This window comes from Brevundimonas sp. UBA5866 (assembly GCF_002432125.1).
Taxonomy (GTDB): Bacteria; Pseudomonadota; Alphaproteobacteria; order Caulobacterales; family Caulobacteraceae; genus Brevundimonas.
The window spans coordinates 1-12,141 of sequence record NZ_DJFS01000016.1; the positions used below are offsets into that span (position 1 = coordinate 1).

Genomic DNA, 12,141 nt, shown 5'->3' on the forward strand with positions numbered 1-12,141 from the left:
CGTGGCCGACCCTCTGGCAGGCCCGCCCGCACGCATCAAAATGGCCCTGACGGCCCTGTCGCTGGATGCCGAGCTGTCGCAGCTGCTGGGCGAGTTGAAGGACGGGCTGGTCGAGGAGCCTTCCCATCTGGCGCGCGACGGCGGTTTCGTGAACCCCGGCCACCGCCCCGAACTGGATGCGGCGCGTGCCCTGCGCGATGACAGCCGACGCGTCATCGCCGATCTGGAAGCGCGCGCCGTGGCCGAAAGCGGCGTCGCGTTCAAGGTGCGCCACAATGCCGTTCTGGGCTATTTCCTCGAAGCGACCGCCAAGGCCGCAGAGCCGCTGATGCGGGCCGGGCCCGACAGTCCGTTCATCCACCGCCAGACGCTGGCCAATCAGGTGCGTTTTACCACCGTCGAACTGTCGGAACTGGACGCCAAGATCAGCCAGGCGGGGCATCGCGCCCTGGCCATCGAAACCGAAACCTTCGAAGGCTGGCGCCGCGAAGTCGCCCGACTGGCACCAAAGCTCCAGGCCGTGGCCGAGGCCATCGCCGATCTGGACGCCGACGCGGGTCTGGCCGAATGGGCCGAGGAAGTGGGCGCGGTGCGCCCTGTGGTCGATGACAGCCTGTGCTTCTTCGTCGAAGGCGGGCGCCATCCGGTGGTCGAGGCTGCCGTGAAGGCGCAGGGCAATCCTTATACCCCCAACGACTGCCGCCTCTCCGGTGACGGGCAGGGGGGCAGCCGCCTGTCGATCGTGACCGGTCCCAACATGGCGGGTAAATCGAAGNNCAAATCGACCTTCCTGCGCCAGAACGCGCTTCTGGTCATCCTCGCGCAGGCGGGGGCGTTCGTTCCGGCCCGCTCGATGCATCTGGGGGTGGTGGACCGTCTGTTCAGCCGTGTGGGCGCGGGCGATGACCTGGCCCGCGGGCGCTCCACCTTCATGATGGAAATGGTCGAAACGGCCGCCATCCTGACACAGGCCACGCCGCGCAGCTTCGTGGTGCTGGATGAGATCGGCCGCGGCACCGCCACCTATGACGGTCTGGCCATCGCCTGGGCCACCGCCGAGGCCCTGCACGAAACCAACCGCGCGCGTACCCTGTTCGCCACCCACTACCACGAGCTGGCGCAGCTGGAAGAGCGGCTGAATCACGTCTCCAACCTGTCTATGGCGGCCAGGGAGTGGAACGGCGATCTGGTCTTCCTGCACGAGGCGGTGACAGGCGCGGCGGACCGGTCTTATGGCGTGCAGGTGGCCCGTCTGGCCGGTGTGCCGCCCAAGGTCGTCAGCCGCGCCAAATCGGTGCTGGAAAAGCTGGAGAAGGAAAAGACCTCCGGCTCCAGCCTCGAGGATCTTCCCCTGTTTGCCGCCGCGGCACCCGAGCCTGAACCGTCCGGCCCGTCGGCGGTCGAGAAGGCGCTGGACGAGATCGATCCCGACGAGCTTACCCCGCGTGAGGCGCTGGAGGCGCTGTATCGCCTCAAAGGGCTGAAATAGGCCCATGACGTTGGACCCGCGCCTGATCGAGGCGGCCAGTGCCGCAGACGTCCGCGGCGCGGTGGCGGCCTATCTGCGCGAAGGGTTCGATGCGCGCCGCGACCGTGCGCGGCGAAAGATTGAAAGCGGTGCAGACGGGGCCGATGTGGCGCGCCTGTACGCCGAGGCGGCGGACCTGATGCTGTCGGACCTGTGGGGGGTCGCGACTCAGGTCCTTTATCCCCATTCGTCGGAGCGTCTGAGCCTGCTGGCGGTGGGCGGCTACGGGCGCGGGGTTCTGGCCCCCTTTTCTGACCTCGATCTTCTGTTCCTGCGCCCGTCCTCGGCCACCAGCGAACGGGCGGCCAAGGTGGTCGAGTTCGTGCATTACGTCCTGTGGGACATGGGGCTGAAGGTCGGCTCGGCCTTCCGGTCCTTCCGCGAGACGCTGGAACTGGCGCGTACCGACATGACCGTGCGCACGACGCTTCTGGAAGCGCGGCTCGTGGCGGGCGACGAGCGGCTGGGCCATGACATGCTCAAACGCTTCCGCTCGTGGATCCGTGACGCTGACCCCAAGCCCTTCATCGCCGCCAAGATGGAAGAGCGCGACGTGCGTCTGAAAAAGACGGGCGGGGTGCGCAACCGGGTGGAGCCCAACGTCAAGGACGGCAAGGGCGGCCTGCGCGATCTGAACACCCTGTTCTGGATCGCCCTGTCGGTGGATCCGGACCACGAGCGCGGAAAGGGGGCGCTGAAGGGGCTGCTCAGCGCCCGCGAGATGCGCAGCTTCCGCGAGGCTATCGGCTTCCTCTGGCAGGTGCGTATCCACCTGCATCTGGCCGCCGGACGGGCCGAGGAAAAGCTGACCTTCGATTTCCAGCCCGAGATCGCGCGGCGGATGGGGTGGCGCGGGCGCGGTGACGAACTGGCGGTCGAGCGGTTCATGCGCCGCTATTTCCTGGAGGCGGGCAGCGTGGGGGCCCTGACCCGCGCCGTTTCGGCCCAGTTGGAGGCCCGCCAGCAGAAGAAGGCCGAGGGCCTTTCACGCGGACTGTCGCGTCTGTTCAAACGCGGCCGCACCAAGCTGGCTTTCGATGGCCTGGTGGTTGAGCAGGGGCGCCTGACGGTCAATAGCCCGAATGTTTTCGCCCGCGATCCGGTCCGGCTGCTGACCCTGTTCGTCGAGGCTGACCGGCTGGATATCGACCTTCACCCCGATGCCTTCACGGCGGTGATCCGGTCGCTGTCACTGGTGACGCCCGCCCTGCGGCGCGACCCGCGCGCGACCGGGGCCATCCTGCACCTTCTGGCCCGCAGCCGCCGCCCATACCGCGTGCTGTCGCTGATGAACGAGACGGGGCTGCTGGGGCGTTTTCTGCCGGAATGGGGGCGGATCGTCGGCCAGACCCAGTTCAACATGTACCACGCCTATACGGTGGACGAGCATACGCTTCAGGCCATTGGTATCATTGACGATATTCGAAAGGGTACGCTGGAAGGGGACCATCCTGCGGCCTCGGCGGTAATCCACCGCATCGTCGATCCAGAGGCGCTGATGCTGGCCATGCTGCTGCATGACGTGGGCAAGGGCGGTGACCGCGGCCAGCTGGAGGACGGCGCCATTTCGGCCCGCCGCGCCTGCGAGCGGCTGGGCATAGACCCGCGCCGGATAGAACTGGTGGTCTGGCTGGTCAGCCATCATCTGCTGATGAGCGACTATGCGCAGAAACGCGATGTGTCGGACCCCGACACGGTGCGCGCCTTTGCCGAGGCGGTCGGCGATCTGGAGCGGCTGCGCATGCTCATGGTGCTGACCGTGGCCGATATCCGTGCGGTCGGGCCGGGCGTTTGGAACGGCTGGAAGGGGCAGCTGATGCGCACCCTTTTCGACAAGACCGAGGCCCTGTTCCGGGGCGATACGGTTACGGGCGGGGATGTGGGCGACGACTATGCCGATCTGATCGAGCGGGCACGCTTTGCCGGTGTGGCTGTCGAAACATCCTTGCCCCAGGGCCCCTTGGAGTCGACGTCGCGTATCGCGGTGGCGGCCACTGACCGACGCGGGCTTTTTGCGGATATGACCGCCACCCTGTCTCTGGCCGGTGTCGATGTTGTAGGCGCGCGTCTGAGCACGCGCGAGGATGGCACCGCCCTCGAAATCTTCGAGATCCAGGACGGGACCGGCGCCCCCTACGGTCAGAACGAGCCACGCCGTCTGTCACTTCTGGCGCGGGCGATGGAGCGGGCGGCGTTGAAGGGCGCGCGCGCATCGGCCCAGCAGGTCCACCGCGTAACGGCCCGCCGCGCAATTTTCGACGTGCGGCCCGTGGTGCGGATCGATCACGACATCGTCCAGCATGCGGTGGTGGTCGAAGTGTCCGGTGCCGACCGGCCCGGCCTTCTCTCCGATCTGGCCAGCGCCATCTCAGCCCATGATCTGTCCGTGCGCTCGGCCCACATCGCCTGTTTCGGAGAGCGCGCTGTCGATGCCTTCTATCTCACGGATATGAACGGCCATAAGCCGAGCGACATGGCCCAGCTGAACCGGTTGAAGAATACGCTCGTGTCCATATTGGACGCCAAGCCACTTGCGCCGGAGGGACGCAAGATCACACCGGTTCGCGCCAGTACCCGCGATGTGTCGGTTATCGGTCTGCACCCTGTATCCAAGACGCCTCGGTCGCGCTAAGCGACTTTTGACGAGGAGCCGTCCGTGACCGACCAGTTCAATTCTACCCCGCCCAAATCCGCGTCAGAGGCCGCGTCGGTCGACATGACCGAAACCGTTCCGGGCGGTACCCAGCCCAAGCCCAAGGGAACCGGCGTGGCCAAGTCCTCGGCCATCTACAGCGGCATGACCCTGCTGAGCCGTCTGGCAGGATTTGCGCGTGATGTGGTGTTGACCGCAGCACTGGGCGCTTCGGCGGGTCCGGCGGCGGATGCCTATTATACGGCGCTGAACTTTCCGAACCTGTTCCGCCGCATCTTCGCCGAGGGTGCTTTTGCAGCGGCCTTTGTGCCCGCCTATTCGCGGACCCTCAAAACAGAGGGAGAGGCCGCTGCCGACAAGGTGGCGACCGATGCTCTGGCCGTCATCGCGACGGTGACTGTCGTGCTGACCATCATCGCCCAGTTGGCCATGCCCTGGCTGATGACCGTCATCAACGTCGGCTTCCTCGATGATCCGGCGCGCTTCAAACTGGCGGTGGTGCTGACCCAGATCACCATGCCCTATCTGCCATGTATGGCGATTGCGGCCCTGCTCAGCGGCGTGTTGAACGCACGGGGGCGGTTCCTCGTTTCGGGGGCCTATCCGATCCTGCTGAACGTGATCATGCTGGCGGCGGTCATTCCGGTGAAAGACGGTCCGATCGCTTCGGCAACGGCGGCGAGCTGGTCCGTACTGGTGGCCGGTGTAGCGCAGGCGGGCCTGTGCTGGTGGGCGGTGCGCAAAGCCGGGGCCAATGTACGCCTGTCGATGCCGCGCATGTCGCCTGCGGTGAAGGCGATCATCATTACCGCCATTCCTGCCGCCATCGGCAACAGCGCGACCCAGATCAACGTCTTTATCTCGGGCAACCTGTCCAGTTTCGTGGACGGGGGGCGTACCTGGCTGGCGACGGCAGACCGCCTTTACCAGCTGCCTCTCGGTTTGGTGGGTGTCGCAATAGGCATCGCCCTTCTGCCGCGCCTTTCGGGGGCGGTCGCGACGGGCGACCGGGAACAGCAGCAACGTTCTATGGACGAGGCCCTCATCCTGTCGATGGCGCTGACCCTGCCCGCCGCCACGGCATTGATGGGGATGCCGTTCTGGCTGGTGGATGGCCTGTTCACACGCGGTGAATTCATGGCCATTGACGCCGAGAATACCGCCCGCGCCCTGCTCCAGTTCGGCTGGGGGGTTCCGGCCTTCGTGCTTATCCGGATTCTTGCACCGGCCTTCTATGCCCGTTCGGACAGCCGCTCGCCCATGCGCTACGCGCTGGTGTCTGTGGCGGTGAACGCAATCCTGGCCATTGCCCTGTTCTTTGCCGGTATGGGTGTTTCGGGCATTGCCGCCGCCGTCAGTGCGTCGGCTTGGGTCAATGCGCTTCTGTTGGCGGTTACGCTCTGGAAGCGTGACCACTACCGACCCGGTCTTCATGCCCTGTCGCGTCTGTCCCGCATCGCCATAGCCAGCATCGGCATGGGTGTTTTCGTGGCCCTGTGCAGCTGGGGCCGCGCCTATGTCGAGGCCCCGATCGAAAGTCTCATGTCGATCATCGGCACCAGCCGTGGCGTGAAAGAATTGTCGATGCTGGTCGTGGTGGGCCTTGGGGGCCTGACCTATGTGGGTCTGGCCTTTGCCACCCGTGCCGTGACGGTCACCGAGATCAAGCGCCTGCTACGCCGCGGGGCCTGATTTCAAACAGATCAGGGAGGCCAGACCCCGCTGGAAATCCAGCGGGCCTCTTGGCCCCTCCAACACCTGGGTCAGGGCGCTCATCGGCCCGTCGATACTGGTGAAGATGCTCAGCAGGTCGCGGCGGTACAGCGGCCATCCACGACGCACGTCGCGGCCCCGATAGGGGTGCACGGCATTGGCTTCGTAAAGGGCGACCTTGATGGCCATCATCTTGAACCGGAGAATGGGGCCACTCAGTCCCAGGTCGTCGTTCTCGGCCAGTGAGAAATCGACCTGTTGCAGGCGACGTATCATCTCACGTGTATCATCACGTGCCTGTTTGAGCCCGGCGACGAAGGCTTCATCCAGATGATAGGCCAGTACATCGGGGCTATCGTTCAAAATCAGGTCGCGTCGGTACTCCTGTACCTCGTCAAACAGCACCAGCAGCAGGCGGAGCATGCGCTCCAAAGCCTGGGTCGGTGCAAAGCCTTCTGCCGGTGCGACGTCAAACTCATCCATTGGGGGCTCGGATACAGTTACGGTTGTTGGAATAACATAGATATCCCAAGCGGGCGGTTGGTTCCCTTACACCTTCCGGCGACCGGCGCGATCATCGGCGGTTGCCCTGCGTCCACGGAGAGGATAAGCCACTGCCCATGCTCCGTGGATTGCCCCGTTTGACAGGCCGATGGCGCGGCTGATCGTTCAGCCAAGCCTTACCTGTTGCTGCCCGCTGGCTCGCAGCCACGCCTTTCCGATCGCCTTTCGTCCAGAGCTTTCCTTATGACTGACCAAACTCCGGCCCCTTACACTGGCCCGCGCCGCGTCCTGTCCGGTATCCAGGCCTCCGGTGCCCTTCACCTCGGTAACTATCTCGGCGCCCTGAAGCGCTTCGTCGAGATGCAGGACAGCGGGGCCCCCTGCTACCTGTTTGTGGCCGACATGCACGCCATCACCGTGTGGCAGGATCCGGAAAAGCTGACCGCCCAGACGCGCGAGATCGCCGCGGCCTATCTTGCGGCGGGTCTGGATCCGGACAAGTCGGTCATCTTCCCGCAATCGGCGGTGCCGGAGCACGCCGAGCTGGCCTGGATCTTCAACTGCGTCGCCCGCCTCGGCTGGCTGGATCGCATGACCCAGTTCAAGGAGAAGTCGGGGAAGCACAAGGAACGCTCCTCGGTAGGCCTTTACACCTATCCTGTGCTGCAGGCGGCGGACATCCTTCTGTATAAGGCGACCGAGGTTCCGGTTGGCGAGGACCAGAAGCAGCACCTCGAGCTGACCCGCGACATCGCCCAGAAGTTCAACAATGACTTCGGCGTGCCGAACTTCTTCCCGCAACCGGAACCGATGATCCAGGGGCCGGCCACGCGCGTCATGTCCCTGCGTGATGGTTCGGCCAAGATGTCCAAGTCCGACCCGTCGGACCTGTCGCGCATCAATCTGACCGACGATGCCGACACCATCGCCAACAAGATCAAGAAGGCCAAGTCCGACATGGACGTGCTGCCGTCCGAGGTCGAGGGTCTGGAAGGTCGCCCCGAGGCCAAGAACCTGGTGGCCATTTATGCCGCTCTGTCGGGCCAGAGCCGCGAGGCCGTTCTGGCCGAGTTCGGCGGTCAGGGTTTTGGGGCCTTCAAGCCCAAGCTGTCGGAGCTGGCAGTCACCTCGCTGTCGCCGGTGACGTCCGAAATGCGCCGCCTTCTGAACGAGACGGCCGAGATCGACCGCGTTCTGGCCAAGGGCGCTGCCCAGGCTCGCGAAGTCGCCGCGCCGGTGGTGGCCGAGGTCAAGAAGATCGTCGGCTTCTGGCAGGGCTGATCCCCGGGCACATTCCGGAATGAACGGTCATCCTCTTGATCGTGTGGTGCACAGCGCCCTGATGTCTTCGCGCCAGTCGCATCTGGCTGTGCGCGAGGGCGGGGCGCTGCGCATGGCTGCGGGCTATGGCGTGTTCGTGGCGGTCGATGATCCCGCCCGTACCGATGACGTGCGCCGCCTGCCGGTGCCGGAGGGAAAACTGGTGTCGGTCGAGGCGCTGGCCCAGTCGCTTCCGGAAGACTTCCGTCTGGAGAAGGAAGCCGTGCTTTTGCAGATGACGCTGACGGCGCTGAAGTCCGGCAAGGTGCGCGATATCCGCATTGAAAAGCTGGGCGATGCCGATGCGGACCAGATGCTGGCCTTGGCCACACTGACCGAGCCTGGCCCCTTCTTTGCCAACACCCACCGTCTCGGCGACTTCTACGGCGTGAAGGAAGAGGGCCGCCTGCTGGCCATGGCGGGCGAGCGGATGAAGCCCGACGGCTTTACCGAGGTGTCCGGCGTCTGTGTTCATCCGGATGCCCAAGGGCGGGGTCTGGCGGCGGCTGTGATGCGTCAGGTGATTGACGCTATCGTCACGCGGGGCGAGACGGCCTTCCTGCATTCCTATGACTACAACGACCGCGCCATCGCCCTTTATGAAGGGCTGGGCTTTAGCGTGCGCGCGCCGATGAAGATGCGGACGCTGGTGCCGCTCTAGACGATCCGGTTCAGGAAGCCCTCGAAACGCGCCAGCATTTCCAAAGTGCTTTCGGGGTTGTGCTTCATCGGGCCGTTGCTGGTCGGCTCGTCAAAGGCGTGGGTGCCTTCGCCGATCCAGCTTTCGACCGTACTGCCATTGGCGCGGATGGCGTCGTTGACCCTTTCCGCATTGCGCACGGTGGTCAGGTGGTCGCGGCTACAGGTCACAGCATAGACATCCGTCTTCATCCGCCACGGCTTCATTCGGTTGCGGGCCAGAAAGCCGACATAGGCATAGGCCAGCCAGACACCGGCGGGGGCGGGCAAGCGGTGCTGACCCGCATCCTTCAGCCCAAGGGCACCGTCCTCAAGCTCGCTGGCCATCAGCTCCATGATCGACCAGCCGCCGTGGGACCAGCCGCCAAGGACGATCTTGGAGGCATCGACATCGGGCCGTGACGCTACGCCATGCCACGCGGCCAAAAGGTCGCCCGCACGGTCCAGACCATTGAACATCACATTGGTGCAGACCGTCAGCAGGGTGCGCAGCCGCGTCCAACCGCGCGGGCCATAGCTGTCGACGATAAAGGCGCGCCAGCCCGCCGCCTTGGCGACCTCGGCATAGCGCGGCAGGTGGCTGCGCAGACCCCCGCACCCATGGAACAGCAGCACAGCCGGACGGGGCAGATCGTCGTCAGGTCCGACAACGATCACATGCGGTTCAAGGGCGGCCCAACGGCTGGCAAGCGTATCCATGAGGATCACATAGGCGGACGCGCGACAAAGAAAAAGGCGCGGCACCAACTGGGCCGCGCCTTTTATTTTAACCTCTCGAGCAAAGCGAGAGATAGGCCCTCAAGTCGCGGGTGACCACGTCACCCGCATAGGGCCCCGACACGATCAGTGACGGAAGACACGCGTGCCTGTGAAGACCATGGCGATGCCCTTTTCGTCGGCAGCCTTGATGACTTCGTCGTCGCGGATGGAGCCACCCGGCTGGATGACGCAGGTCGCGCCAGCGGCGATGGCTTCCAAGAGGCCGTCAGCGAACGGGAAGAAGGCTTCCGAAGCACAGGCCGAACCTTCGGCCAGCGAAACGTCGAGGCCCTTGGCCTCACCAGCTTCCTTGGCGCGGATGGCGGCGATACGGGCGCTGTCGCGGCGGTTCATCTGGCCTGCGCCGATGCCGGCGGTCTGGCTGTCCTTGGCATAGACGATGGCGTTGGACTTCACGTGCTTGGCAACGGTGAAGGCGAACAGCATGTCCTCGATTTCCTTCTCGGTCGGCTGACGCTTGGTCACCACCTTGAGGTCCGAAGGCTTGAGGTTCGACTGGTCGCGCGACTGCACGAGGAAGCCACCGGCGACCGAGCGGAAGACGTTGCCCGCAGCGTGCGGGTCCGGCAGGCCGTCGGTGATCAGCAGGCGCAGGTTCTTCTTGGCGGCAAAGACGGCCTTGGCCGCATCGTCGGCACCCGGCGCGATGACCACTTCGGTGAAGATTTCGGTGATGGCCTTGGCGGCCTCTTCGTTCAGCGGACGGTTGACGGCGATCACGCCGCCGAAGGCCGAGACGGCATCGCATTCCAGAGCGCGGGCATAGGCTTCGGCAAGGTCCTTGCCAACGGCCACGCCGCAGGGGTTGGCGTGCTTGACGATGACGCAGGCGGGCTCGCTGAACTCGGCGACCAGCTCATAGGCGGCATCGGCGTCGGCGATGTTGTTGTAGCCCAGTTCCTTGCCCTGGATCTGCTCGGCATAGGCAACACCGGGGCGCTTCTCGCCGGTGCGGTAGAAGCTGCCGGTCTGGTGCGGGTTCTCACCGTAACGCAGGGTCTGGGCCAGCTCGCCAGCGATCGACTTGCGGGCGGGAGCGGCGTCTTCCAGCTGACCTGCAAACCACGACGACACGGCCGCGTCATAGGCGGCGGTGCGGGCAAAGGCGCGGGCGGCCAGCGTCTTGCGAAGGTCCAGCGAGGTCGAGCCGTCAGCCTTCAGGGCCTCGACGATCATGTTGATGCTCTCGGCATCCACGGCGACGGCGACGTGGCCGTGGTTCTTGGAGCCCGAACGGATCATGGCCGGACCGCCGATGTCGATGTTCTCGATGGCGGCTTCAAAGCCACCGCCGGATTCAACGGTCTTTTCGAACGGATAGAGGTCGATCCAGACGATATCGATGGCACCGATGTTGTGCTCGCTCATGGCCGCGGCGTGGGTCGGGGCGTTGCGAACGCCCAGCAGGCCGCCGTGCACAATCGGGTGCAGGGTCTTGACGCGACCGTCCATCATTTCCGGGAAACCGGTCAGGTCCGCCACGTCCTTCACCGGCAGGCCAAAGCCCGCGATCGCGGCCTTGGTCCCGCCGGTCGAGATCAGTTCGACGCCGAGGTCGTGCAGGGTGCGGGCCACATCTTCCAGTCCGGTCTTGTCGGACAGGGAGATCAGGGCGCGCGCAGGGGCGACCGCGTTAGGGGCGGGTGGAAAATCGGGAGCGGCGGGCATGGCGACGTCCGTAACAGCTAGGAGCAGAGGAGATGGCGCGGCCTCTAGCACTGGTATGTGGCCCCGTCACCCCTCGGAAAGCGACTTGAGCTTAGCGGGCTTGAAGATGCGGATGACGTGCGACGGAGCGATTGGCTTCCACATTGAATTTTCAGGCCAATTGTTTCTTGGACCACTCCAGACTGTCACGAAACATTCATCAGGAAACAGACGGTTTCCTTCCAGTTCCGCCTCGCAGATCAGGCTGACCAGCCCGCTCGACAGACGCACGCGAAGCAGACCCTAACCCGTCGTGGTCAGCCAGTCCTGATCGAAGTCACGCTTGTAGACCAGATATCCGCCAGTGCTGTGGGAGGTCTCGTCATTGACCAGCATCCGCTCCTGCGCCCATGACGTCCAGCTGAAGGCATTGTCCACGGTCACCGTCTGGTTTCCGATCCGATAAAGCCACCTCTGTCCGTAAAGCCGCACTACCGGTCTAGTCCTCGCTGGCCGGAGCCAGTTTCCAGCGGATCTTGGTTTCGGAGTCCGTACGGGCCGAACCGCGCACCACTATCTGCAGAGAACGTCGGGTCAGACCCTCGTCCACATGTACAGCTGTCTCGATCGCGATATCGGGGCCATCGCTGCGGAACCACCAACCCTGACCAGACGGGCCGCGCAGCAGGATAGAGCGCCGGTCGCGGGCCATAGAGGCCTGGACTTCCGGATCAAGCTGGAAACGCAGGGCGTAGGGTGCAGCGATCCGGCCGATTTCCTCACGCTCCTGGGCGGGGCGCAGGCATTCCTCGGCCCGCATCTCGTCGGTGGCCTGGTCAATGTAGATCCGGCGCATGTGCATCAGACCATACAGCGGCTTCCAGCCATCATGTTCGACTTCCAGCCAGATGGCGGTGTCGGTCTGCTGGTGGTCGCGGGTGATGCGGATCGGTTCGCTGATCAGGCGTGGGCCCAGAAGATCGGCCTTCCAGCCACCCAGCGGCTCGCCGATGGGACGCTCGCCCAGTGTCAGGGTCGAAGCACCGGCCGACAGTCTCAGGGCATGACGATCCGATGCGCGCGGCGTCCATCCGGCAGAGGTGAACAGACGGTCCTTGCCGCAAACCACTTCGATAGCGGCAGGCTGGCCACAGGCCGATGTGGACCATGCGCCGGTCGCCGGTCCCTCGACATCCAGCAGCACGGTCAGCTGGGGCGAGGATACGCGAACGATGCCGCCGACAATGCTGGCGGGCGGCGAGGCGGGCTCGTCGTCATGGGCGCGGGCGGCCTGCAC

10 protein-coding genes are annotated in these 12,141 nt (G+C 64.9%); 5 read left to right on the forward strand and 5 right to left on the reverse strand.

The features are described 5' to 3' along the window. The 3 genes from mutS to murJ all read left to right on the forward strand — a co-directional run. Nucleotides 1–1,489: DNA mismatch repair protein MutS (mutS, locus tag B3H86_RS01285; protein ID WP_292050754.1), on the forward strand; the 1,489-nt coding region annotated here is incomplete at its 5' end. 4 nt (nucleotides 1,490–1,493) lie between these two features. Then, on the forward strand, nucleotides 1,494–4,160 hold the full coding sequence (gene glnD, locus B3H86_RS01290; RefSeq protein ID WP_292050755.1) for a [protein-PII] uridylyltransferase: 2,667 nt from the start codon (nucleotides 1,494–1,496) through the stop codon (nucleotides 4,158–4,160). A gap of 84 nt (nucleotides 4,161–4,244) precedes the next feature. Further along, nucleotides 4,245–5,873, forward strand: coding sequence for a murein biosynthesis integral membrane protein MurJ (gene murJ / locus B3H86_RS01295; RefSeq protein ID WP_292050763.1), 1,629 nt, complete (start codon nucleotides 4,245–4,247; stop codon nucleotides 5,871–5,873). On the opposite strand, the gene B3H86_RS01300 is transcribed toward murJ, so the two are convergent. Beyond that, on the reverse strand, nucleotides 5,856–6,377 hold the full coding sequence (locus B3H86_RS01300; RefSeq protein ID WP_292050756.1) for a hypothetical protein: 522 nt from the start codon (nucleotides 6,375–6,377) through the stop codon (nucleotides 5,856–5,858). The two genes, murJ and B3H86_RS01300, sit on opposite strands and share 18 nt — an antisense overlap. A 264-nt stretch (nucleotides 6,378–6,641) precedes the next feature. Between B3H86_RS01300 and trpS the strand changes: the two genes are divergently transcribed. Continuing rightward, nucleotides 6,642–7,679, forward strand: a complete 1,038-nt coding sequence (gene trpS, locus B3H86_RS01305) for a tryptophan--tRNA ligase (RefSeq protein WP_292050757.1) — start codon at nucleotides 6,642–6,644, stop codon at nucleotides 7,677–7,679. A 19-nt stretch (nucleotides 7,680–7,698) separates the two neighbouring features. Next, entirely contained in the window at nucleotides 7,699–8,379 is a 681-nt protein-coding gene (locus B3H86_RS01310) for a GNAT family N-acetyltransferase (protein WP_292050758.1), read from the forward strand. Here B3H86_RS01310 and B3H86_RS01315 read toward each other — a convergent pair. From B3H86_RS01315 to B3H86_RS01330, 4 genes are all read right to left on the reverse strand, one after another. Then, complete coding sequence (locus tag B3H86_RS01315; protein WP_292050759.1) at nucleotides 8,376–9,116, reverse strand: dienelactone hydrolase family protein; 741 nt, start codon at nucleotides 9,114–9,116, stop codon at nucleotides 8,376–8,378. The genes B3H86_RS01310 and B3H86_RS01315 overlap by 4 nt on opposite strands. Before the next feature lie 144 nt (nucleotides 9,117–9,260). Continuing rightward, nucleotides 9,261–10,865: a bifunctional phosphoribosylaminoimidazolecarboxamide formyltransferase/IMP cyclohydrolase gene (purH, locus tag B3H86_RS01320; protein ID WP_292050760.1), complete on the reverse strand. Its 1,605-nt coding sequence runs from the start codon at nucleotides 10,863–10,865 to the stop codon at nucleotides 9,261–9,263. 282 nt (nucleotides 10,866–11,147) lie between these two features. After that, nucleotides 11,148–11,288 (reverse strand): hypothetical protein, encoded by a 141-nt coding sequence (locus B3H86_RS01325; protein WP_292050761.1) that lies wholly within the window; start codon nucleotides 11,286–11,288, stop codon nucleotides 11,148–11,150. 55 nt (nucleotides 11,289–11,343) lie between these two features. Continuing rightward, the coding region (locus B3H86_RS01330) for a heparinase II/III domain-containing protein (protein WP_292050762.1) at nucleotides 11,344–12,141 on the reverse strand (798 nt) is incomplete at its 5' end.

Coding starts and splice junctions, on each gene's coding strand:
- glnD (WP_292050755.1), top strand. CDS start 1,494: ATGACGTTGGACCCGCGCCTGATCGAGGCGGCCAGTGCCGCAGACGTC.
- murJ (WP_292050763.1), top strand. CDS start 4,245: ATGACCGAAACCGTTCCGGGCGGTACCCAGCCCAAGCCCAAGGGAACC.
- B3H86_RS01300 (WP_292050756.1), bottom strand. CDS start 6,377: ATGGATGAGTTTGACGTCGCACCGGCAGAAGGCTTTGCACCGACCCAG.
- trpS (WP_292050757.1), top strand. CDS start 6,642: ATGACTGACCAAACTCCGGCCCCTTACACTGGCCCGCGCCGCGTCCTG.
- B3H86_RS01310 (WP_292050758.1), top strand. CDS start 7,699: ATGAACGGTCATCCTCTTGATCGTGTGGTGCACAGCGCCCTGATGTCT.
- B3H86_RS01315 (WP_292050759.1), bottom strand. CDS start 9,116: ATGGATACGCTTGCCAGCCGTTGGGCCGCCCTTGAACCGCATGTGATC.
- purH (WP_292050760.1), bottom strand. CDS start 10,865: ATGCCCGCCGCTCCCGATTTTCCACCCGCCCCTAACGCGGTCGCCCCT.